Origin of the sequence: Bradyrhizobium sp. SRL28 (assembly GCF_018596315.1) — a bacterium.
Lineage (GTDB): Bacteria > Pseudomonadota > Alphaproteobacteria > Rhizobiales > Xanthobacteraceae > Bradyrhizobium.
Map to the genome: position 1 here is coordinate 70,009 of NZ_JAHEAG010000016.1, position 21,306 is coordinate 91,314.

Annotated in this window: 23 protein-coding genes; 17 read left to right on the plus strand and 6 right to left on the minus strand. The window is 59.9% G+C overall.

The annotated features are described in order from the left end of the window. Nucleotides 1–211 precede the first annotated feature (211 nt). Nucleotides 212–874, plus strand: a complete 663-nt coding sequence (locus KIP88_RS26450) for a TetR/AcrR family transcriptional regulator (protein ID WP_214491015.1) — start codon at nucleotides 212–214, stop codon at nucleotides 872–874. Nucleotide 875: 1 nt separating this feature from the next. On the opposite strand, the gene KIP88_RS26455 is transcribed toward KIP88_RS26450, so the two are convergent. The 3 genes from KIP88_RS26455 to KIP88_RS26465 form a co-directional block, all read right to left on the minus strand. After that, nucleotides 876–1,547 carry a TetR/AcrR family transcriptional regulator gene (locus tag KIP88_RS26455; RefSeq protein WP_214491016.1) on the minus strand — a complete coding sequence of 224 codons (672 nt, stop codon included), beginning with the start codon at nucleotides 1,545–1,547 and terminating at the stop codon, nucleotides 876–878. An 11-nt stretch (nucleotides 1,548–1,558) separates the two neighbouring features. Continuing rightward, nucleotides 1,559–1,915, minus strand: coding sequence for a hypothetical protein (locus KIP88_RS26460; RefSeq protein WP_308163644.1), 357 nt, complete (start codon nucleotides 1,913–1,915; stop codon nucleotides 1,559–1,561). Between the two features lie 85 nt (nucleotides 1,916–2,000). Next, nucleotides 2,001–2,345, minus strand: a complete 345-nt coding sequence (locus tag KIP88_RS26465; RefSeq protein WP_308163645.1) for a hypothetical protein — start codon at nucleotides 2,343–2,345, stop codon at nucleotides 2,001–2,003. A gap of 122 nt (nucleotides 2,346–2,467) precedes the next feature. Here KIP88_RS26465 and KIP88_RS26470 point away from each other — a divergent pair, with 122 nt between their 5' ends. The 16 genes from KIP88_RS26470 (at nucleotide 2,468) to KIP88_RS26545 (ending at nucleotide 18,657) form a co-directional block, all read left to right on the plus strand. Next, complete coding sequence (locus KIP88_RS26470; protein WP_214491018.1) at nucleotides 2,468–2,677, plus strand: hypothetical protein; 210 nt, start codon at nucleotides 2,468–2,470, stop codon at nucleotides 2,675–2,677. 295 nt (nucleotides 2,678–2,972) lie between these two features. Further along, complete coding sequence (locus KIP88_RS26475; protein WP_214491019.1) at nucleotides 2,973–3,314, plus strand: hypothetical protein; 342 nt, start codon at nucleotides 2,973–2,975, stop codon at nucleotides 3,312–3,314. Between the two features lie 1,796 nt (nucleotides 3,315–5,110). Then, on the plus strand, nucleotides 5,111–6,127 hold the full coding sequence (locus KIP88_RS26480; protein WP_308163646.1) for a heme o synthase: 1,017 nt from the start codon (nucleotides 5,111–5,113) through the stop codon (nucleotides 6,125–6,127). A gap of 1 nt (nucleotide 6,128) precedes the next feature. Further along, nucleotides 6,129–7,007 (plus strand): ubiquinol oxidase subunit II, encoded by an 879-nt coding sequence (gene cyoA, locus KIP88_RS26485; RefSeq protein ID WP_214491021.1) that lies wholly within the window; start codon nucleotides 6,129–6,131, stop codon nucleotides 7,005–7,007. Then, nucleotides 7,004–8,986, plus strand: coding sequence for a cytochrome o ubiquinol oxidase subunit I (gene cyoB, locus KIP88_RS26490; protein WP_214491022.1), 1,983 nt, complete (start codon nucleotides 7,004–7,006; stop codon nucleotides 8,984–8,986). Before cyoA ends, cyoB begins: the two co-directional genes overlap by 4 nt. After that, nucleotides 8,983–9,615 carry a cytochrome o ubiquinol oxidase subunit III gene (cyoC, locus tag KIP88_RS26495; RefSeq protein ID WP_214491023.1) on the plus strand — a complete coding sequence of 211 codons (633 nt, stop codon included), beginning with the start codon at nucleotides 8,983–8,985 and terminating at the stop codon, nucleotides 9,613–9,615. The genes cyoB and cyoC overlap by 4 nt, the downstream gene beginning before the upstream one ends. Continuing rightward, nucleotides 9,612–10,007 (plus strand): cytochrome o ubiquinol oxidase subunit IV, encoded by a 396-nt coding sequence (cyoD, locus tag KIP88_RS26500; protein ID WP_214491024.1) that lies wholly within the window; start codon nucleotides 9,612–9,614, stop codon nucleotides 10,005–10,007. Before cyoC ends, cyoD begins: the two co-directional genes overlap by 4 nt. A 29-nt stretch (nucleotides 10,008–10,036) precedes the next feature. After that, entirely contained in the window at nucleotides 10,037–10,276 is a 240-nt protein-coding gene (locus tag KIP88_RS26505; protein ID WP_214491025.1) for a hypothetical protein, read from the plus strand. A 507-nt stretch (nucleotides 10,277–10,783) separates the two neighbouring features. Continuing rightward, a complete protein-coding gene (locus tag KIP88_RS26510; protein ID WP_214491026.1) occupies nucleotides 10,784–11,092 on the plus strand; it encodes a hypothetical protein in 309 nt (102 codons plus the stop codon). Nucleotides 11,093–11,456: 364 nt separating this feature from the next. After that, the gene (locus KIP88_RS26515) at nucleotides 11,457–12,287 is read left to right on the plus strand and encodes a 3-hydroxyacyl-CoA dehydrogenase (protein WP_249791031.1); all 831 of its coding nucleotides are present in this window, start codon (nucleotides 11,457–11,459) and stop codon (nucleotides 12,285–12,287) included. A gap of 1 nt (nucleotide 12,288) precedes the next feature. After that, a complete protein-coding gene (locus tag KIP88_RS26520; RefSeq protein WP_214491028.1) occupies nucleotides 12,289–13,266 on the plus strand; it encodes a 3-hydroxyacyl-CoA dehydrogenase NAD-binding domain-containing protein in 978 nt (325 codons plus the stop codon). A gap of 193 nt (nucleotides 13,267–13,459) precedes the next feature. Continuing rightward, nucleotides 13,460–14,680 (plus strand): acyl-CoA dehydrogenase family protein, encoded by a 1,221-nt coding sequence (locus tag KIP88_RS26525; protein ID WP_214491029.1) that lies wholly within the window; start codon nucleotides 13,460–13,462, stop codon nucleotides 14,678–14,680. Nucleotides 14,681–14,835: 155 nt separating this feature from the next. Next, the gene (locus KIP88_RS26530; RefSeq protein ID WP_374226518.1) at nucleotides 14,836–15,588 is read left to right on the plus strand and encodes an enoyl-CoA hydratase-related protein; all 753 of its coding nucleotides are present in this window, start codon (nucleotides 14,836–14,838) and stop codon (nucleotides 15,586–15,588) included. A gap of 32 nt (nucleotides 15,589–15,620) precedes the next feature. Beyond that, nucleotides 15,621–16,556 (plus strand): alpha/beta fold hydrolase, encoded by a 936-nt coding sequence (locus KIP88_RS26535; protein WP_256473444.1) that lies wholly within the window; start codon nucleotides 15,621–15,623, stop codon nucleotides 16,554–16,556. A 10-nt stretch (nucleotides 16,557–16,566) separates the two neighbouring features. Beyond that, a complete protein-coding gene (locus tag KIP88_RS26540; RefSeq protein WP_214491032.1) occupies nucleotides 16,567–17,793 on the plus strand; it encodes a CaiB/BaiF CoA-transferase family protein in 1,227 nt (408 codons plus the stop codon). Nucleotides 17,794–17,871: 78 nt separating this feature from the next. Further along, nucleotides 17,872–18,657: an enoyl-CoA hydratase gene (locus KIP88_RS26545; RefSeq protein ID WP_214491033.1), complete on the plus strand. Its 786-nt coding sequence runs from the start codon at nucleotides 17,872–17,874 to the stop codon at nucleotides 18,655–18,657. Nucleotides 18,658–18,738: 81 nt separating this feature from the next. On the opposite strand, the gene KIP88_RS26550 is transcribed toward KIP88_RS26545, so the two are convergent. The 3 genes from KIP88_RS26550 to KIP88_RS26560 form a co-directional block, all read right to left on the minus strand. Continuing rightward, nucleotides 18,739–19,188: a hypothetical protein gene (locus KIP88_RS26550; protein ID WP_214491034.1), complete on the minus strand. Its 450-nt coding sequence runs from the start codon at nucleotides 19,186–19,188 to the stop codon at nucleotides 18,739–18,741. A 41-nt stretch (nucleotides 19,189–19,229) separates the two neighbouring features. Next, nucleotides 19,230–20,564 carry an NAD(P)/FAD-dependent oxidoreductase gene (locus KIP88_RS26555; RefSeq protein ID WP_214491035.1) on the minus strand — a complete coding sequence of 445 codons (1,335 nt, stop codon included), beginning with the start codon at nucleotides 20,562–20,564 and terminating at the stop codon, nucleotides 19,230–19,232. Nucleotides 20,565–20,729: 165 nt separating this feature from the next. Then, entirely contained in the window at nucleotides 20,730–20,915 is a 186-nt protein-coding gene (locus KIP88_RS26560; protein WP_214491036.1) for a hypothetical protein, read from the minus strand. Between the last annotated feature and the right edge of the window lie 391 nt (nucleotides 20,916–21,306).

A 21,306-nucleotide genomic window follows, 5' to 3' on the forward strand; every position in this document is an offset into this window, starting at 1 on the left:
TCTCCTCAGGTTGCACCGGATGAGCGGGGGCCGAACGCGCATGTGGCGGCCGGCCGGTCATCCGGATGAGCTGTCGCAGGCCTGGCAATCAAAGCCGGCCCTCGACGAAGTTAAAGTAAACTATACCGTATATTTTCTTTTCATTGCATTTCCTGCTTGAGCGTGTCAAGTGGGATCTAGGCACGCACAAACTCGTGATTAGGAGACGGTGATGGCGAAGAACAAAAGCCCGAAACGCGGCAGGCCGCCCAAGGATCTTGCTGGCGACGTCCAGGCGCGGATTCTCGATGCAGCCCAGCAGCTCTTTCTCGAGAAAGGCTTTCGGAGTGCCAGCATCGACGATATCTCCGAGTTGGCCCCTGCGAGCAAACCGACCATCTACGCCCATTTCCCCGGCAAGGAGGCACTGTTCGTGGCTGTGGTGGCCCGGACCATCAACGGATTGACAGACTTCGAGGGATTCACGCCGGCAGGCCGCACCATCCAGGAAAAGCTTACCAATCTCGGAATCGAAATCGTGGAGAGATTCGTAGAGGACACGTTGGACCTCACGCGCGCGACGATCGCCGAGGCGCGGCGATTTCCCGAGTTGAGCCGAAATGTTCACGACGCGGCGCGCGACCGCGCGGCCGGGGCAGTTTCGCACCTTTTGAACGAGGCAACGCAGAGGATCGCGCGCTCATCTAAAGGACCTTTCAGCGCAAAGCGGAGCGTTGCGACCGCGCAGATGTTCATGGATCTCATCCTGCTTCCGATGCTTATGAGATCTCTGATGGGTGAGGAACTGAAGGATCTCAGAAAAGAGCTGCCGACGTTCTTGCACGAACGGGTCAATTTCTTTCTTGCGGCTTGCGAGGCCGACTGGAGGCCGTGAATCAGCCACAGACCCCGCTCGCTATCCTTGCGCCACGGCTTTTGGGACTCAAGTCGGCGGCCAGGTCGATCGACTGCCCCCATGGAGCATGACGCAGGGCGCCTGCACAGAAATCCATCATCTCGTCAAACGCGGGCCGAACGGTAGCCGCGTTGATCCGCGACGGATTGAGATACCCGTCCATTGCTTCAAGCAGGCAACAGGTCATCGCCATCGGACTTCCCGGTCGCAGTTCGCCGCTCGCCTGCCCACCAGCAATGATCACGCGCACAAGTCCCCGGATCCGGTCTGCGTAAGACTGGGCGATAGCCCAGTTCTCGCGTACTGCCGCAGCGGCCAATTCGTGTTGTTTGCTGTCGTTCTCCAGCCGATGTTCGTGCAGCCGCGAGATCGCCCTCAAAGCAGCCGTTAAGCGCTCCAGTGCGGAGCCGCTGCGAGCCGCAAGCGTTGCGGCCGCGGAGACGTGTTCGAACAGATCCGCCACGACCGCCTCTTCGATCGCCTGCTTTGAAGCGAAGAAGCGGTAAACGTTAGCGGGCGACATCGACGCTCCGCGAGCGATATCGGCGACGGTGGTCTTCTTGAAACCGATCTCGCGGTGCAATCGGATCGCTGCTTGTACGATCCGCCGACGAATGCACGACGATCCGCCTTGGCCTATCCGCTGCTGCATCGCTTGGGACCTCAGCGAGATGGGATCGAATGCAATTCACGTCGGCAGGCTTCCCCGAAGCCACGCAAGGGATCCATTTCCTCCATGAACTCAGGCAGATCGACAAATTCGCGGTTGGGTGACAGGTAGGTTTCGATGATCACGCGACCTGCCCGCTCCGCGGCTTGAACAACTTGATTGCTGGACAGAATCCTCATCCGCCCTATCAGGGCATACAGATTGACCAGTTGCGGAATCTCGGATTTGTCGCTGACAAGCGCGTCGGCGTAGAGTCGGGAGGCTTCCTCGATGAAGCTTCGATAGAGCCGCTCGCGCTTGGAAATCGAGCGGGCGTAGTGGCGCTCGCCAAGCCTGCGGCGCCGGGTCACCCATCCAGTCACGATCGTGGAGATCGCTCCGAAGGCCGAGCCCCCGAACGCGGCGACAGCAGGAATATAAATCAAGTTCATGCGATCATTCCTCGTCCCTTGCGCCCCGGTACCGGCGCGATCCTATGGTCCTGACCGAAGCAGCTTCCGCAGCGTGATCGAAGACGGCTCTGCAAGCATCGCTCAGGTCTGATTTTCTTTGCCTGAGACAGGCCTCCACATTCGTGGCGTCAGGGATGTAGCTAAGGCACAGCCGGAAGGCGTCAGGCGCGCATGCGGCCCTCTGTTCGGGAGTGCCGCGGTTCTCCTGCGCAAAGGCAGTCCCATTGCCGAACAACGCCGCCAGCATGACGACTAATGTGTACTTGAACATAAAGAATCCTTTCTTCTGCTGAGGCATCGCTCTTTCGAACGGGAAACGCAGCGTCACGCTCCGATTCCCCCGCCCTTCAAAACAGTCTGAACACGCGCTTGTGAGTCTTCGCTCTTGACACATCCCGCAGTTCGGGATGTATATGAACTATACGGTTTAGTGTATTTCGAGGTCGGAGAATGTCAACACTTTTGTGGTCGCTCGCGAAGGAAAATCCGTGGCCGGGGCTTGCGCTCGCATCCCTGAACCTGGTCGTGGCACTGTCTCTCGTGGGCCTGAGCTTGCTGCTGGGCGTTACAATATCCTTGGTTGCCTGGCTGCACGCGGTCGTCGATCGAGAGGCGGTGCCGATCAAGCGGCAAGCCCAGCGGCGGCGGGCCACTCCATGACGTCAGCCCTCCTCGCTCGCGATTGCATCATCTATTCGGTCAACGCCTGGCTCGTGCCACGCCAAGCTCACGCAGCTGCATCGGCGGCCGTCCGCCTTCTGAAATCGAAACGGAAGCAATACAAGCCACCCGCATCAGGCCGAACAGCCGACGAACGGCCCTGGATCGCGTTTAATGGGCTTCAGCGCGGGGGCCGGGCGCTGTGAGCAGAACATCCGTTTTGTCAATGCGTGCGCGCGGCTTAGTCGATGCTCAAACTCCCCTGCGGGGTTACTTTCTGTGGGTCGGCGGAGCGTTGCTCGCGCTGCTCTTTGCAGCCGATTCGCTGCTGCCCGCGCCCCTGCCAAGCAAGCTCATCGAATCCCATTCTACGCTTCCGCCAATCCGGATCACCTCCGAGCTGAAGGGACCGGAAGCAGTTGTCATCAATACCAGCCAGCCCGGCTTCCTGCCTATACTGCCGGACAAGGAGATTGCCGCGGCCCGTCGCCGCCGCTCGGCTCTGATGTGGCCGATGCTGTACGACAGTCGCCCGCTTCATTGTCCGAGCAAGCCGCAAAAATACCTGACGAGCATGAAACAGGCGGTGAGAGACGTCGAACGTCGATGGTCGGCCGCGATCAGAGCGGCGGGGTAAAGTCGCCTAACCAGTTCTGAAGACCAGTAGCGCTGAAGGATGAGAGGACGAGTCCGCCGATTTCTACGCTGGGGCACGCCGCCGCCCTCTCGGGGGCAAATAGCGGTTTTCCTTCGCGGGGTGTTGGTTCAAATGGAGATGCGACGACCACAAGAGCAAGCGCTCAATCAATGGGTGCAGGACTAGGTAGGGACGATTTGCGCGGAACAAATGTCCGCTGCGGGTAACAATATGGGGGAAGCGATCGCGAAAAGATTTTTCGCATCAATGACTTATGACTCTGGTGCGCTCGGAGGGCGCACGCATTTGTTGCGATTTCAATGGGTTGCAAGGATCTGTCAAGGCATAAGGTGCATTTCGACCCCAAAAGTGCCTTTGAAAAGGTGACGCTTGGAGATCATCCCAAAGCCCGCACCCGCGCATGCGAACCTGCCGGGAGGCTCCCTGGCTTTGACCGAGCGTCCGATCGCCGGTGGCTGATACTAACGTCCTCTGGCTGTTCCAGACCATATCTTCAATCGAGAGCATGCGATCAGCTCCTGCGTCCGGCGCGTTGATGGTCCAAACAAGAGTCATGCCGCGAATCGTTGGACACCAACGACCATTCGATCCCACCGTCAAACCGATGATTTGATCCATCGATACTGAAAATAACGCAATGGTCTTGGTCTCGCCTAGAGCTGTGAAGAGCCATCGAGGAATCGGCGACGTTAGCATAGAAAACGCGCTGTGGCGAGGCCACCGGAATCAGCGCTCCTTGATCGGCTTACATTTCTGAGGGGGCGCAAAGAGGTCACGAGACTACCTGCAACATTGCGATCTGCGTCGTCACTGCTGCGACAACCTGAAACCGAACGATCAAGACTGAAACTCAATGCCACCACTAGCGCGCAGTGGACTTATTCTTCGGTCTCCAAGGCGGGTCTCCAAAAAACGGGAGTTTTCCTAGATTCGGCTGGAGACTTTCGGGAATTTTTGGCCAAAAAGTGCGAACGCCGGTCTCCGGAGACTTTCCAGGATAAGAAAAGCCCGCATTTGGTGGGCCTTTCTCGTCAAGAAAACGAAATTCTCTAAAAAACAGGAATGGCTGGCTGGCGACGCAGTGGTGACCGCGCCTGTCTCCAGGCAGTTTCCCTGCTAACAGGGAATTCTACAGGGAAACCGCCCGGTTTTGGCGGCTCGGAGACATGACGTGTAGCCAAGAAAGCAGCTGCACTGCAGCGCTTCGCGTCAATTCCCTACTCCAGCTAACAGGGAAATATTTTAGGTTAATTGGGTATCGTCACGACATAACAGGCAAATTCAGCCGGTCATCCGGTGCGGTCACCAGATTTGGCCGGGGATACAAAAACTCTAGGGCCCTCGGGTCAAGGATCGCGTCGATCAAACCAGCTGGTGCTCGTTGACCTTCCATTCGGCCAGCGCGCCGTCTGGAGGGGCCTGCATCCGCCTAGGGAGCGGACATCGCAGCATGGCGGCCGCCCCGGAAGAGGATCGGCCATAGCCAGCAGCTGGTAGGTCCCCTGGAGGACAAAGCTGTTCCAGCCGCGGCAATCGCATTCAAGACCATCGCCAGCATTCGCATCACATTGCTGCGGAGCTCTTAGCGAGTTCGTGTCAGTCGATCATGCATGCGCGAGCCACCATGAACTCTTCTAGACGCATATGCGGAACCAGTGGTTCCCCACCGTTCGTCTGGTGCGACGATGACGTCTCTCATTTTCGGATCAACCGGAGCAAGCGCAATGAACGTCAAGACCATCGCTGACCAATTTTGCGAAAGGCCGGCTGTTCCCGTGTCTTCTCATTCCGCGGACCGTCTCGCCGAACATCGGCGTTTGTCCGACTTCTTCGAGCTCACCAAACCGCGCGTCATGCTGCTCGCTGTCTTCACCGCGGTCGTTGGACTGATCAGTACACATGATCAGCTCGATCCCTTGCGCGCTTTTATTGCGGTTCTCTGCATCGCCGCCGGGGCCGGAGCCGCTGGCGCGCTCAACATGTGGTACGACGCCGATATCGATGCGGTCATGACCCGCACCGCGATGCGGCCAATTCCCCGGAGCAGGGTCTCGAAGGTCGAGGCACTCGTCTTTGGAGTTGTCCTTGGCACTATCGCAGTCGTGGCTCTCGCTCTCGCGACGAACCTCGCGGCAGCCGCGCTGTTGGCCTGCACGATCCTCTTCTATGTTGTCGTGTACACGGCATGGCTGAAGCGCGCCACGAAACAGAACATCGTCATCGGCGGTGCCGCCGGTGCGCTGCCGCCCGTTATCGGATGGGCCGCGGCAACGGGAGAAATCGGGCTCGAGCCGCTTACGCTATTCCTCATTATATTCCTTTGGACGCCCCCCCATTTCTGGGCCCTGGCGCTTAATCGCACCGACGACTATGCGCGTGCAAGCGTGCCGATGCTGCCGGTTGTCGCCGGACGTGCTGCAACAACGCGCCAGATCCTGATCTATAGCGGTCTCCTGGTTCTTGCCTCGGAGCTGCCCTGGGTGCTCGGATTTGCAGGGACCATCTATGGCGCGATCGCCGCGATCTGCGGCGCGCTTTTCCTTCTGCTCGCACTTCAGCTGAACAGGAGCATTGGGACCGATCGCCGTGCTCCTCATAGGCTATTCGCGTTCTCCATCCCCTACTTGTTCGTGCTGTTTGCAGCGCTCCTGGTCGACCACGGTGGTGGCTCATTGTCGCCCATGCGGTCGTCGCTTAGTGGCTACATCGTCGGATCGGTGCATGCCGAGCTCCTGCCAGGCGCCGTTCGCAGCACGCACAGTTTCATCAACCTCAGCACAAGCGAGGTCTAACATGCGATATGGTTTGCTTGCTGTGGTCCTGATCGGTGCCGCGACGCTCGGTGGCTGCACCGAAGGCGTGCTCGACCCAAAAGGGCCGATTGCCCTCGCCGAGCGACAAATTCTGCTCAACTCGCTCGGCATCATGCTGGCGATCGTTGTTCCGACGATCCTCGCCACGCTCGCCGTCGGCTACTGGTTTCGCGCATCGAATCGGCGCGCAGCCTACTTGCCGGATTTCGAGTATTCCGGGCGTCTCGAGCTGCTGGTTTGGTCGATCCCCGCCATGACAGTGCTGCTCGTGGGCGGCGTCGCGTGGGTCGGCTCACACGACCTTGATCCAGGGAAGCCGATTAGTTCAACGGTCACGCCCATCACCGTTCAGGTTGTCTCACTCGACTGGAAATGGCTCTTCATCTATCCCGAGCAGGGGATCGCGAGCGTCAACAAGCTGGTCGTACCGGTTGGCACGCCGATCAGCTTCGAACTGACCTCATCGAGCGTCATGAACAGCTTCCACGTGCCTCAGCTCGGCAGCCAGATCTACACGATGTCCGGAATGGCGACGCGCCTCCACCTGCAGGCCGACCATCTCGGAACCTATCCAGGGCTATCCACCATGTTCAGCGGTGACGGCTTTGCCGACATGCACTTTACGGTCGATGCAGTGACGGACGACGGATTTGCGCAATGGGTTCGCCAGACCCGCGAGACTGGTTCGGCACTCGATAAGCAGGCTTATGCCGACCTGGTCAAACCGAGCAAGGCGGTCGCTCCATTCACCTATCGCGCCGTCGCCTCCGGTCTGTTCGGCAGCATCGTCAACGCTGGCATGGGCACACAAGAATCCTCTCTATCAATTTGTTCAACATCGCAGAGGGCAGAACGATGAATCTCCTTGGCAAGCTTGATTGGAACGCGATTCCCCTCCATGAGCCGATCATCATGGGCGCAACAGCGTTCATGGTCCTTGTCGTGGTGGCTGTCCTCGGATTCATCACGATGAAGGGAGCCTGGCTCTATCTATGGCGCGAATGGCTCACCTCGGTCGACCACAAGCGCATCGGCGTCATGTATTGCATACTGGCGCTCGTCATGATGCTGCGCGGCTTCAGCGACGCGATCATGATGCGCGCGCAGCAGGCGGTTGCCGCCGGCGGTGCACAGGGATATCTGCCGCCCGAACATTTTGACCAGATCTTCTCGGCGCACGGCACGATCATGATCTTCTTCATGGCGATGCCATTCGTGGTGGGAATCATGAACTTCGCGGTGCCGCTGCAGCTTGGCATTCGCGATGTCGCCTTCCCCACCCTCAACTCCGTCAGCTTTTGGCTGACCGCCTCGGGCGCGCTGTTGATCAACCTTTCGTTGGCGGTCGGCGAGTTCTCGAAAGCCGGCTGGTGGGGTTATCCGCCACTCAGCGAATTACAGTATTCGCCCGGCGTCGGCGTCGACTACTATCTGTGGTCATTGCAAATCTCCGGTCTCGGCACCTTGCTGGCGGGCATCAACTTCGTCACGACCATACTGAAGATGCGCGCGCCTGGGATGAGCTACATGCGCATGCCGGTTTTCTGCTGGACTTCGCTTGCCACCAATCTGCTGATTGTGGCGGCCTTTCCGGTGCTGACCGCGGTTCTCGCGATGCTGCTGCTCGATCGTTATCTCGGCTTCCACTTCTTCACGAACGACGCCGGCGGCAATCAGATGTTGTACGCCAACCTGTTCTGGGTCTGGGGACACCCGGAAGTCTACATCCTGGTCCTGCCGGCGTTCGGAATCTTTTCCGAGGTCATCGCGACCTTCTCCGGCAAGCCGCTGTTCGGATACCGCTCGATGGTGGCCGCGACCATGACGATCTGCGTCCTCTCCTTCCTGGTTTGGCTGCACCACTTTTTCACCATGGGCGCCAGTGCGAATGTCAACGGCTTCTTCGGCGTCATGAGTATGGTCATCGCTTTGCCGACGGGCGTGAAGATCTACAATTGGCTGTTCACGATGTACGGCGGCCGGGTTCGGTTCACGGTGCCTGTGCTGTGGTCGATCGGCTTCATGGTGACCTTCGTCATCGGTGGCATGACTGGCGTGCTCCACGCAGTGCCGCCGGTCAGCTTCCAGCTGCATAACAGCGTGTTCCTGATCGCGCACTTCCATAACGTCATCATCGGGGGCGTCGTGTTCGGATTGATGGCCGGATACAACTACTGGTTCCCCAAGGCTTTCGGCTTCGTGCTTGACGAACGCTGGGGCAAAGCCTCGTTCTGGTGCTGGTTCATCGGGTTCTATCTCGCATTCATGCCGCTCTACCTGGTAGGCCTGATGGGCATGACCCGGCGCTTGCAGCATTACGACAATCTGGCTTGGCAGCCCTGGCTGATCGTAGCGATGGTCGGCGCCGTCGTTATCCTGGGCGGGATCGTCTGCCAGGTCGTGCAGCTCGTCGTATCGATCCGCGCCCGGGACAAGTTGCGCGTTACCGGCGATCCATGGAATGGCCGAACGCTCGAATGGGCGACGGCGTCGCCGCCGCCAGCCTGGAATTTCGCTCTCGCCCCGAATGTTACCGGAAAAGACGCTTTCTGGACCAGCAAGCGGGAGCAGGCAAAGCAGGGCAAGCCGGGGCCATCACGTGCGTACGAGCCCATCGAAATGCCGAAAAACAGCGCCACCGGCTTTGTCAGCGCCTTCTTCGCCGTTGTCATCGGCTTCGCGATGATCTGGCACATCTGGTGGATGGCAGGTCTGGGTCTCTTGGGTGCATTCGTGACGCTGCTTGCCTTTGCATTCCGCAGACACACTGAATTCGAGGTGCCCGCCGAGCAGATTGCTCAGTTCGAACGGGCCCACCAGGCAGGAGCTGCAGTATGAACATCGCCACCGCAATCGATAGCGTCCCGCTAGAGGCGCTGCCAAGCGCAAGTGAAGCGGGGCCCGCTCCGAAGAGGATCGTGGTCGCCTATGGCTTCTGGATCTTCCTGCTGAGCGACATCGTCATGTTTGCCGCGCTGTTTGCGAGCTACGCGGTCCTCGTGCGCTCCACGGCAGGCGGTCCGAGCGGCGCCCAGCTGTTCAATCAGGCCACCGTTGCGATCGAAACCGCCTGCCTGCTCGTCTCGAGCTACACCTGCGGACTGATGTCGCTCGCCATCAATTCGCGAAATCGTGTTGGGATGTATCTAGGTGCCGTGATCACTTTCGCTCTCGGCGCTGCGTTTCTTACACTCGAGATCGGCGAATTCGCCGACATGATCGCTCGCGGCGCGACGCCGCAGCGCAGCGCTTTTCTTTCCGCCTTCTTCACGCTTGTCGGCTGCCACGGGCTGCACGTCACCCTCGGACTGATCTGGCTGATCGTGATGATGGTGCAGGCCTCGGTATTCGGATTTGCTGCGAGGGTGCAGCACCGCCTGCTCTGCTTCTCTTTGTTCTGGCACGCGCTCGACATCGTTTGGGTCGGGGTATTCACGGTGGTTTATCTGATGGGAGTTAGCTCATGACCGAAGCTCGACACGAACGCGCACCCGGAGACAAGCCGAGCCGCGAGATGCATCCATCGGCTCCATCCGAATTTCTCGTCTACACGATCGGCTTATTTGTGGCGGTGCTTCTCACCGCGACATCGTTCTGGGCTGCAAACACGACACTGCTTTGGCCAGGCGGCGTATTCCTCGGGCTCGCTGTCCTCGCCATTACCCAGATGGGCATTCACCTGGTGTTTTTCCTGCACATCACCAGCGGGCCGGAAAGCACCAACAACGTACTCGCGCTCGCCTTTGGCGTGCTTATCGTATTCGTGGTGGTCGCCGGCACAATGTGGATTGTGGCCGATATGAACGCGAACATGACGATGCCGTCGGGCGAGCCGATGAGCATGAGGATGCAGCATTGAAACTGATTAAATGGATGGAGATAGCACCGATGGCGTGCGCCAATTTCAGCAGCCTGGATCGTGACCTGCCATGCAATGGGCTGCTGGCCGCGCTTACCTTTGCGGCGGCTCTCGGAATGCTCGCGATCTCGTTGTTCTGGCCATACCTGCTCCCGTTCGCCTTCTCGATCGAACAGGTCGCGACCCCTCACTCGAAGCTCGCCTTCGTGCTACTGGCAGCAGGCACATTCATCCTACCATTGATGCTGCTCTTCACCGCGATCAACTAACCGCGCTTTATGGCAAGTTGCGCCCTCGCGCAGCGATAATTCCGATGCGATCGGAGGACAGACCGACGAGATCAAAGTGGTCGCAGAGGCCAGCGCAATTGCGCAGCGAATGAAATGGCCACGCCCGCACAAAAAAGGCCGATAGCGTTCTATCGGCCTGAACGATCTGGTCGACGTCGTGGTCCGTGTGCCGGCGTCAATACCTGAGCGTCTCGGGAGGACTGGCTCAATCTTGCAGGTCAAATGTCGGAGCCTTCGTCGATTCGAGGGCTATCGTCGAGGTTGATCCGACGCGATCAACCCTAACAGAGCGAGACGCTCGCCTATTATACAAACCTGCCTCGAATTGTAGTTGCAATCCGCATCTGTCGACTTGGGGGCACACAGACCTCGTCTCGCAAATGCCTTTCGAACAAGCACGTCCCAAAGCCGGCAAAGACATTCGCGCGATCGATTCGCTGAAGCCATAAAAGTCATCGCAGCATCCCGCAACACTGGAGCTGCCCCATGATGATCAGACTTGCCATTCTACTGGCGTCGGCGACAATCAATGCGTCCACCGTTCCCGCCGCCGCTTCGCAATGCGTGTCGCCGCCCGCAATCGCCGCCATTCGGGCGCACTGGGCTGCCGTACGCAGTCAGCTCAGCAAGGCCACGGACCCTGAAGCCGCATGCCGCGCCTACGCGGCTTCGTTCTATGAATCGGTAACGACGCGTCAGGCGGCTGCCGGCTGCACTGGTGATGCGGATATCACCGCGCTCGATTCAGAGATCAACGCCTTCAACGATCTGCTGGCGACCAGGTGCGGCGGCTGAGCGGTTGCCGCGGTGCCTTCGTTCTCGAGAGGTTGATCCGATGATCCTCTTTCCACTTATCACGTTCTGGATCTGGCTTCAGGTCTTCGCCTCCACGCTCCTTCCGGAGCGGAAGCCAGCTTTGATTGCTGATGCAGGACCAAAAGCAGAGCAAGACCGTCCCGACGACGGCAATCCCATTCAATAAGGCGCAGAGCCGCTGCGTCACAGTCAGGCCTGAACGAGATCGACCTCACTTCGGATGAAAACGTACAAAGGTGAACCCATGCCCAAAGTGGCCTTGAACATCGTCAAGAACGCAAGCACGCAAACAACGATCCCTCGCCTCTTCGTTCTTGAGATAAACGCGGGGAAAATTCATGTGATGAACACGGACGGTTCCGACCGCCAGACCATCGTGACAGGCTGTCACCTTCCCGACGGCATCGTCGTTGATGTCGAGGCCGGTCATATCTACTGGACCAATATGGGCGTTCCCAACCTGAACGACGGGTCCGTCGAACGCGCCGATCTCGACGGCAAGAACCGCAAGGTCATTGTTGCAGTTGGAGACACCCACACCCCGAAGCAGATCATTCTCGATAAGAAAGCCGGCAAGCTTTACTGGTGCGACCGCGAGGGCATGCGCGTCATGCGCTGCGATCTCGACGGATCGAAACTAGAGACGCTTATCGAAGCGGGGCGTGGAGATGCCGACCGCCGCGATCAGACAAAATGGTGTGTCGGGCTCTCGATCGATCGAAAGGACGGGAAGATCTATTGGACGCAAAAGGGCCCCGACAACGCCGGGCGCGGCTCGCTCTTCCGTGCCAATGTTGAAATACCCGCCGGCGAAACGCCAACCAACCGCGCCGATATCGAGGTCTTCTTCGACGCGCTGCCGGAGCCGATCGACATCGAGCTCGATCACAAGAACCGCGTCATCTACTGGACCGACCGCGGCGATCCGCCGCGCGGCAACACGGTGAGCCGCGCTTCCATCGACAACAAGCCGGCTGAGCCCGAAATCGTCGTGACCCATCTCATGGAAGGGATCGGCATCGCGCTGGATGTGCCCGGCGATCGCATGTTCGTCACTGATTTTGCCGGCTCGATCTACTCCGCTCGCCTCGACGGATCCGGCGAGCGCAACTTCCTGTACGCCCAGGGCAACCTCACCGGCATCGCCTATGCCGAAATCCCGAAGGAGAAGTGATATGTCGCAAACCAAACCCATTCGTCGCATCGCCATCATCGGCACCGGCGTGATCGGCGCGAGCTGGAGCTCGCTGTTTCTCGCCAAGGGACTGCAGGTCGTCGCGACGGACATCGCGCCGAACGCAGAAGCCGCGCTGAGGAAATTCGTCGAGACCGCCTGGCCGGCGCTCAAGCGATTGGGCCTGTCGCCCGGAGCGTCGCAGTCGAACCTGACGTTCACGACCGACCTCGCGCAGGCGCTCGCCGGTGCTGACCTCGTCCAGGAGAATGGGCCCGAGCGGATCGATTTCAAGCAGAAGCTCTATGGGCAGTTGGACGAGCTGCTGCCGCCCGACGTGATCGTGGCGTCGAGCTCGTCGGGGCTCACCATGAGCGAAATCCAGAAGGGCGCCGCGTCCCATCCCGAGCGCTGCGTCATCGCCCATCCGTTCAATCCGCCCCACTTGATCCCACTGGTCGAGATCGTCGGCGGGGCAAAGACCTCGGAAGCAACAATCCGGCGCGCAGCGGAATTTTACACGTCGATCGGGCAACGCACGGTGCGCCTCAATAAGGAAATGCCGGGGCATGTTGCCAACCGCCTCCAAGCTGCGTTGGCGCGTGAGGTCTATTACCTCGTTGCCGAGGGCGTCGTGAGCGCCGCCGATGTCGACACGGCTCTCTCCTGGGGCCCGGGCCTGCGCTGGGGCGTTATGGGCAACCTGATGCTCAACCATCTCGGCGGCGGTCCGGGCGGCATCGAACACTTCTTCCAGCAGTTCACCGGCCCAATGACGGCCTGGTGGAAGACCCTCGGCTCGCCGGTGCTGACGCCGGAAGTGCAAAAGAAGCTTATCGACAGCGTCCACGCTGAAGCCGGATCGCGCTCCATCAGCGAACTGGAAACCGAGCGCGACGAGATCCTGCTGGGCCTCATCGAGCTGCGCAGACAAGCCGGAAAAGCAAACTCTCCGAGATTGAGAGAGCGGGTTCTCTAGGACCTGACGACTGATCCAATCAAAGCCCCGAAAGGCAACCGCCTATCGGGGCTTTTTCGTTTTGAAGACTCGCAGAAGCGTGAACAGACAACAGGGCAAGAACGTCCCCGAGACCGCAAGCTGCTTCAAGAACGCTGAGCGCTTCCGCATCAAATTGGTTGTCAAGATCACTGCCTCACTCTGGAGACTAGACATGACCACAGCAACCACAGCCCGCAAGACTGATGCCCCGAAGCCGGTGCCCGTCCCGAACGGCGACTTCTATCAGCTCGCCGAGGTTCTGGCCCCCGACGAACTGGCGCTGGTGAAGAAGGTTCGTACCTATCTGGAAGCCAACGTCAAGCCGATCATCAACAAATACTGGGCCGACGACGCGTTTCCTTTCGAGCTGCTGCCCTCGTTCAAGGAACTCGGCATCGGCGGGCTCGGCTTTGAGGGCTATGGCTGCGCCGGCGGCAGCCAGAAGCAGTTCGGCTTCGTCGCCATGGAGCTCGCGCGCATCGACGCGTCGATTTGTACGTTCTGGGGCGTGCATAGCGGCCTGGCGATGGGCTCGATCTATCTCGATGGATCGGAGGAGCAGAAGCAGAAATGGCTACCGCAAATGGCGCGTTTCGAAAAGATCGGATGTTTCGGATTGACCGAGCCGCTGGTCGGCTCGGGAACGAGCGGCGGTCTGACCACGACGGCGAAGCGTGAAGGCGATAACTGGATCCTCAACGGCCAGAAGCGGTGGATCGGTAACGCGCCATGGTGTGACCTCTCCATCATCTGGGCGCGCGATCTCGCGGACAACCAGGTCAAGGGCTTCATTGTCGAGAACAAGTCGACGCCCGGTTTCAGCGTCGAGAAGATCGAGCACAAGATTGCGCTCAAAGTGGTCCAGAACGGCCAGATTACCCTCAAGGATGTGCGGGTGTCTGAAGCGAACCGCCTGCAGGGCGGCAATTCATTCCGCGATACCGCGCGTGTACTGCGGATGACGCGATACATGGTGGGCTGGGCGTCGACCGGCATCCAGATGGGCGCATTCGAAGCAACCCTCAAATACGCCCAGGAGCGACTGCAGTTCGGCAAGCCGATCGCTTCGTTCCAGCTGATTCAGGATCTGCTCGCCAAGATGCTCGGCAATCTGACCGCGTGCCAATGCATGATGCTTCGCCTTGCCCAGCTCGACGACGAAGGCAAGCTCGGCGATCACCATGCGGCACTGGCGAAAGCGTTCTGCACAGCGAAATCGCGCGAAACGGTTTCATGGGGCCGCGAGGTCCTAGGCGGCAACGGCATCGTTGCCGACTACGATGTCGCGCGCTTCTTCGCCGATGCCGAGGCACTCTACTCCTACGAAGGTACGTATCAGATGCAGAATCTGATCGTCGGCAAAGCCATCACCGGTCACGGCGCGTTCGTGTGACATCCCAGCGACGCCGGCGCTCCGCCGCCGGCTGCCCTTATCCAGGAGAGATGACTATGGTTTCAGAAACTGCATCGTTGGCACCTTCGTCGGCAACGGTATCCAACCCCTTGCCCAGAGCAGCGTTGGCGCTTGCGAACGTCCAGTACGAGAAAATGGGTCCGATCGCCTACGTGACGGTCAATCGGCCCAAAGTGCTCAACGCGCTCAACACGCCAACCTGGACGGATTTGAAGGCAGCCTTCGAAGATGTAAAGGTTGATGCGTCCGTGCATGGCGTCATCCTCACCGGCGCCGGCGACAAGGCCTTCATCGCCGGCGCCGACATCAGCGAACTCGCGCACGTCGATGCCTATGAGGCGGAGGAATCCAGCCGGTTCGGTCAGGGCGTGCTCGATCTGATCGAAAATCTCGGCAAGCCGGTGATCGCAGCTATCAATGGCTTTGCGCTTGGCGGCGGCTGCGAAACGGCGATGGCTTGCACCATCAGGATCGCCGTCGAACATGCCAAGTTCGGGCAGCCCGAGGTGAAGCTCGGGCTGTTGCCGGGCGGTGGCGGCACGCAACGTCTGCCGCGCCTGGTCGGCAAGGGCCGCGCGCTGCAACTCATCCTCACTGGCGAGACGATCTCTGCCCAGGAAGCCTATCGCATTGGCCTCGTCAACGAGGTCGTGCCAGCGGCCGACCTCATCGCTCGCGCCGAAACGATCCTGAAGCAGATCTCCGCCAACGCGCCGATCGCCGTAAAATTCTCACTGGAGGCGGCCAACAAGGGGATGGACACCAGCCAGGCCGAGGGGTTTGCGCTCGAAGCGTCCTATTTCGGCATCTGCGCGGCGACGGAAGACAAGAAGGAAGGCACCTCCGCCTTCCTCGAGAAACGCGCGCCACAGTTTCACGGACGGTGACTCCCAAGCGCAACCGAAACTGGACATCTGCCATGATAACGCCTCCTCCTGCCCCAGCTCCGAAAGAACGGTTCTGGCTGACCAGCTCCGACGGACTGTGCATCGCGTGCGCTCGCTGGGGAAGCCGCGGCCCGGTCCGCGCCGTTGTTCAGATCGCCCACGGGATGGGCGAACACGTGGGGCGCTACGCCGACACCGTCGATGCGCTCATTGCGGCAGGTCTCTCCGTCTATGCCAACGACCATCGCGGGCACGGCCTCTCGGCCCACTCGGAATTGGGAGAACTTGGCAGGGGCGGCTTTGAACTTCTCGTCCAGGACATGGTCCGCCTGAGCGAGATCGCCAGAGAAGAAAATCCCGACCTGCCGCTGTTCCTCCTGGGACACGGGATGGGATCCTTTGCCGCGCAGAGATACGTCATCGATCACAGCCAGGAGATTGATGGTTTGATTCTCTCGGGGTCGGGAGCGCTTGACGGACTGGCGCGCGCCTCGCTTCTGGCATTTGTGGGCCGAAATCTCCTCAACGCCGCATTCGAACCCGCGCGCACGCCCTTCGACTGGCGGAGCCGCGATCGGGCGGCCGTCGATGCGTTCATGGGCGATCCCGACTGCTTCAAAGACCTTCACCCCGACTCTCTTGCGTCTTTCCTCGGCATTGCGCCGCGATTGTGCGATCCGGTCGCACTCCGCAAGATCCGGGGCGATCTCCCGATCTATCTGCTCTCCGGAAGCGAAGATCCCATCGGACAGCAACTGCGGGGACTCTACACACTGATCGGCCGCTACCGCGATGCCGGACTGCGCGACATCGCTTTCGATTTCTATCCGGGCGGCCGACACGAGATGCTGAACGAGACCAACCGCCGGGAGGTTCAAACCCGCCTGCTCGGCTGGATCTCCCAAACCCTGGAAGAACTGACCGACGACGATCGTCGCGTTTCAATCGTGCCTGAACTTCAACGCTAAGGAGACAAAAATGCCGAACGACAACATTTTTTCCGGACTCAAGGTGGTGGATCTCGCGAGCTTCATCGCCGGTCCGAGCGCTGCCGTGATCCTGTCCGACTTTGGCGCCGACGTCATCAAGGTGGAGCCGCCGAGCGGCGAGCTCTGGAGGCATGCCAACAAAATGCCCCCGCAGCCGGTCGCGGAGGATGCCTATCCCTGGCATCTGGCCAATCGTAACAAGCGCGGCATCGCGCTTGACCTGAAATCCCCGAGCGCGCAGCACGTGCTCGAAAAGCTCGTCAAATGGGCTGATGTGCTTATCGTCAATACACCACATCCCGCGCGGGCGCGATTGAAGCTCGAATATCAGGATGTGGTGCGGTGGAATCCGCGACTGATCTACGCGGACATTTCGGGCTTCGGTGACAAGGGGCCGGACGCAAATCTCCCCGGCTTCGACATCACTTCATACTGGGCACGTAGCGGCTTGTTGTCGATGACGCGCGATGCCGGGGCACCCCCCACCTGGCCGGTGGCCGGCAGCGGCGACAATGCCACCGCCGTCGGGCTCTATTCGGCGATCGTCACCGCCCTCTATCGCCGCGAGCGCACCGGCGAGGGAGCGCACGTCACGACGTCGCTGCTCGCCGAAGGCGTGTGGTCCGCAAGCGTCTCGATCCAGGCCGCGCTATGCGATGCGAAATTCTTCGGGCTGCACGATCGCAAGAATCCTGCAAATGCGGCGATGAACGTCTGGCGCACCAAGGATGACACCTGGTTCGTTCTCATCATCACACCTGACAAGCTGGCAGCCGTCGCCAAAGCCATCGGCCGGCCCGACCTTCTGACCGACCCGCGTTTCTCCGATCCGGCGAAGCTGATGGCGAATATGCCGCAGCTCACGGCGATCCTCGACGAGACTTTCTGTGCCGAGCCGATGGCGCATTGGTACGAGGTGTTCAACGGCGTTCACGTGACGTTCGGAGCGGTGCGTGGACCGCAAGAGGTGATCAACGATCCCCAGCTCCAGGCGAACGACATCATCGTTCCGCTCAACGGTGCCGGCGGCAAGCTGACGTCCACAATCAGCAGCCCGCTTCAGGTGCATGGCGTCGCCAAAGTGCCCGCGAAGCGCGCCCCAAAGATTGGAGAGCATAACGAGGAAGTTCTCCGGCAGCTTGGATTTAGCGCAACCGAAATCGATGGTTTGCATGAAAGCGGTGCCATTCCGAAAGCAAAGGAGCATGCGGCTTAGCGTGACGAACTGTCGGGGCGGCGGGAGCCGCCCCGAAACCTCGCGGTGAAATTCACCAAAGGCACAAGGACTTCGACAATGGATGAGATCGTTACCGAGCGCGCAGGAAGCATCCTTCGTATCCAGTTGAACCGTCCGAAACGGCGGAACGCGATGACCTCGGCCATGTACGTGGCCCTCTCGGACATCCTAAAGAACGCAGCCAAGGACGAGCACACCCGTGTCGTGCTCTGGCATGGCGCAGGCGATTCCTTCTGCGCGGGCAACGATATCGAGGATTTTCTCAAGAATCCTCCTGGGCCAGGAGAATCTCCGCAGGCGCAGCTCATGAATGCGCTGATCGATTTCGACAAGCCCCTGATCGCCGCGGTTCAGGGCGCTGCCATCGGTGGCGGCACGACCATGCTGCTGCACTGTGACTTCGTCTATGCCGGCGAAAGCGCGAAATTCCAGATGCCTTTCATCAATCTCGCCCTGGTGCCGGAATTCGGATCGAGCTCCATCGTTCCCGCAAGGATCGGGCATATCCGTGGATCAGAGTTGATCTTGCTGGGATCGCCCTACGATGCCAGCCGTGCGCTCGAGTTGGGTCTCGTCACCCAGGTCGTGCCCGATCAAGACCTCTTGTCGATCGCGATTGCGACGGCACAGAAGCTGGCAGCGAAGCCTGCTGGCGCCCTGCAAGCCAGCAAGCGGCTTATGAAGCAGCCATTCCGCCAGCAGATCGCGGCCGCAATGAAGGCCGAGAACGAAGAGTTCAGCGCGCAGGTTCGTTCGGCGGACGCAAAAGAAGCGCTCACAGCGTTTCTGGAGAAGCGCGCGCCTGACTTCACGAGGACCATCAAATCTCCAGCGACCGTATAGACGACGAAAGCGCTGGTTTGGCATTGCGGGCCCGCCTCGTCGGCGGGCCCGCTTTCCATTGATCCTATCGCCGGCGCTACTTTAGAACTGCCGAGCCCGCAACTGTTCGAATTCGTCGCGACATGCGTTACTGAATTCGTGCAACAGGTCGATCGAGCCATTGATCGCCATGTCGTGCAGTTCGACAAAGCTCCTGTCCGGCTCCAGATAGGTATCGAGAATTTTTCGGGCGATGTCTTCGGCCCGTTGCACCACCGGCTTGGAGGACGATACCCGCATCCGGCTAAGCTTTGCATAGAGACCGACAAGGCTGGAAACGTCAGCTTCATTGTGCTGGAGCGCATCGATGTAGCATTTTGCGGCTTCGTCGATGAAATCCCGGTAGAGGATCTGCCGGCGGTTCCTCTCGTGGTGAAGCCACTGGGCGCGAATCTGGCTCTTCTGGTTCAGCCAGTTCGCGACCACGCTTGTCAACCCTCCGATCGTGGTACCGGCCAGCGCAGCCAGGGCGGAGGTGATGGAAGTTTCCACGGAGCAATCCTTGACCAGGAGTGCGATCTGACGGCAGCCGACTAGCGGGATTCCGGCGGCCGCGGCGCTTCCGAGATCAGGCGCGAGCTGCGCTGCCCGGTCAGGTACGACCAGAACCACTGCGTCTGAACACGAAACCGGTTCTGTAGCTGCGGCAGCGCAAGCACGTGCAGCGCCGCCCAGACCAGCCAGGTCAAGAAGCCGCCAGTGCGTAGCCAACCAACCTCGAGGACCGCAAAATTCTTGCCGACCACCGCCATGTTACCTTTGTTTCGGTACCGGAAGGGGCGGCCGTCCTTGCGTCCTTTGGCGCGGTGGGCAATCAAACGACCCACAAAGCGTCCCTGCTGGATGGCAGCTTGCGCGACGCCGGGCACGGGATGGCCGTCCTGGGTTATGGCGGCGGCATCGCCCGCCACAAACACTTCGGGCGCCTCGGGAATGTGCAGAAAGGGACCGACCAATGCACGTCCAGCCCGGTCCATGGTGGTGCCGAGCATCTTGATGACTGGTGAAGCGGCAACGCCTGCGGTCCAGAGTACGGTCGCGCTCGGAATCCGTTCACCGGCCGCAATAACGCCCTGATCGTCGACCCTCTCGACCTTCACCCCAGTCAAGACTTCAACGCCGAGCTTATCAAGCCGCCTGGCGACCTTTTTCGACAAGGATTCCGCGAAGGTTGAAAGAACGCGAGCGCCGCCGTCGAGCAACACAATCCTGCTCTCGGCCGGATCAATGTTGCGGAAGTTCTTGCGCAGGGTCACCGAGACGAGTTGAGCGATCGAGGCAGCAAGCTCGACGCCGGTCGGGCCGGCGCCCACCAGGACGAAGGTCATCTGGCGGGCGCGTTCCTTCTCGTCGTCGGTCGATTCAGCCAGCTCGAATGCGCTCAGGATCTTGGTTCGGATCGTTTCAGCGTCGTTGAGGGTCTTGAGGCCTGGCGCAAACCGCGCGAACTCGTCATGGCCGAAATAGCTCGGACGCATGCCAGTGGCCACGACCAGAAAATCGTATTCGACTTTTCGGCTGCCGACGCCGGGGCAAATCACCTCGACCGCGCGAGCTGCCGGATTGATGGCCTTGACCTCGGCCAACAACACGCTGAGATTTTTTTGCTTCGCTTCAAGCTGGCGAAACGGCGCCGCAATCTCGGAAGGCGCCAGTACTGCAGTCGCGACCTGATACAGAAGCGGCTGAAAGATATGATGGTTGCGCCGGTCAAGCAGCAGGATGTCGACATTGGACCGCTTCAGCGCATGCGCCGCTGCAATGCCGGCAAATCCGCCGCCAATAATCACAACACGTTTCTTCCGCGGGATCTCATTTGCTTCTGCAGGCTTTTCCTGCGGAAAGGATTTGGTCAGAACAGTACTCAATGGTGCACCCGATGATGTTATATGCGCCCCGTTCGTTCCTATCGCGATGTCCAGCCCACTTCTTGAACTGCGTTGCGATGCATAGAACGTCCTTGTCACGTTGATGTGCGAGACGATTGCAGGGTGTCCGACTGGGGATGACGGGCGATGTTCGAAGGAGCCGGTTCAATCGCGCCATGCGCCGTCGAAGGCTGCTGACACGACATCGATGGTGAACTTCGGCAGCACCATGAACAGAAAAACGAAATCGAAGGGATCCGCTTTTGCGAGCGATCGTACCGTGCTGCCGCCTGCACGACCGGCATAGCACTCGACGCTGCAATACCGGCTATGGGTGGACAGATCGCGCAAGTAGCTTCGCTGAAGCGGCCGCGAGCACGCTGCGCAGCAGGACGGCCTGCGCAGAGTTCTGTGGTTCACCAACACGAAATTCATGGCTGTCCTCAGGTCGTTTTCGCTACCCGCGTCATCGTGCGATACGTCCTCGGGCTCCAACGCTGCCGCTACTGTCGGACGGTTTCATGCCCGCCAGGATGAACTGCCTGCATGGCTCGCTGAGCTCCGCATTCTTTTGTCTAAGACAGGCAGTGATCTGGTCCGAATCGGGGATGAACGCACTACAAAGGCGAAGCGCGTCGGGGGTGCACGCGCGTCGTTCCTCCGGAGTTCCTTGCGCGAATACAGAAGCGGGCGAAGCCAACAATGCTAGCCAAGCAACGCGCGCAAACGCTTTCAACCCAAG